General features: G+C 33.2%; 1 protein-coding gene. It reads left to right on the top strand.

What is annotated here, in order from left to right; translation table 11 throughout:
- Window positions 1-349 precede the first annotated feature (349 nt).
- Window positions 350-1,327, top strand: coding sequence for an IS30 family transposase (locus OIF36_02670; protein ID MCV6599366.1), 978 nt, complete (start codon window positions 350-352; stop codon window positions 1,325-1,327).
- Window positions 1,328-1,462: the final 135 nt, after the last annotated feature.

A 1,462-nucleotide genomic window follows, 5' to 3' on the forward strand; every position in this document is an offset into this window, starting at 1 on the left:
ACATATAATTCAACGTATGGATATCGATCTGTTATTTCTTTAGCCATCTGCGGAGAAATTGCGACTCTTCTATCAGGAGGATTTTTAGTTTCTCTTAAAATTCCAACTCTTATTTTTTTTGACATATATTGAAGTTTACTACTGATTTATCGAACACAACATTCATAAAAATTACTTGATTCTTGAATATTTTCTTCCTTAAATTCAAATAGCTAATGCAACAATTTCGGTTTAGGGAGTATTTGAGAGAATATTATGAATGAAACAAAGGAAAGTAATTGATACTTTCCCTTGTTTAGAAGAATAATCCTTTCTTACTTGCCTCCTAAATCTCCCAAAATAAGTTGCAATGAAACGATTAACATCAGAACAAAGGTACGCAATTTCAATCATGCTCGAGCAAGAGTATAGTATTAAAAAAATTGCAGATTGTATTGGCAAAGATAGATCTACAATTTATCGAGAGATTCATCGAAATTGTGATAAAAGAAATCAAGTTTATAAGGCTGATCTGGCAGAACGTAAAGCTTCAGATAGACAAAAGAATAAACACTGTTATACTAGATTTACTGATGACATTAAGGGGAATGTTATTCGCTATCTCAGGTTTTATTTTAGCCCGGAACAAATATCAGGTAGGCTAAAACTGATGGGATTCCCAAGCGTTTCTCACGAAACAATTTATCAATTTATATATGAGGATCAAAAACAGGGAGGTAAGCTGTATTTGTATCTTAGAAGACATAAAAAGAAATACAAAAAGCGATCGGTTGGAACCGATAAACGAGGCCAAATAAAAGATCGTGTAAGCATAGAAGAACGACCAGCAATAGTGGAGCAGAAAGAACGATTAGGCGATTTGGAAATAGATACAGTGATGGGTAAAAATCATAAAGGTGCGCTATTAACTATTAATGACAGAAGCACAGGATTTGTATGGATTAGGCTGTTGAAAAGTAAAGAGGCAATTCCTTTAGCAGAGGCAACAATAGAGGCTTTGAGCGAAGTAAAATCACATATTAAGACAATTACGGCCGATAACGGAAAGGAATTCGCTGCACATAAGATAATTGCCAAACAATTGAATGTTAATGTGTATTTTGCTCATCCATATCATTCCTGGGAACGGGGAGCAAATGAAAATACAAATGGATTAATAAGGCAATATTTTCCAAAGGGTTCCTCTTTTGAAAATATTACTCCTGAAATGGTGGAGAATGTTCAAAAAGCTTTGAACAAAAGACCTAGAAAGCGTCTAAATTATAAAACGCCTCTAGAAATCATGAATTTAAAAATAGAAGAAAACAATGTTGCATTAGCTGCTTGAATTCAGGAATAAAAAAGAGCATCATGTTTCCATAATACTCTTACACTATATTTTTAAATACTATTACAGATATTCCTTCATGATACCAAATAAAGTCTTTCCTTGAAAAGGTTTGGAAAGGTAGGCATCCATTCC

This window comes from Alphaproteobacteria bacterium, assembly GCA_025800285.1.
In the GTDB taxonomy this organism is placed as follows: domain Bacteria; phylum Pseudomonadota; class Alphaproteobacteria; order JAOXRX01; family JAOXRX01; genus JAOXRX01.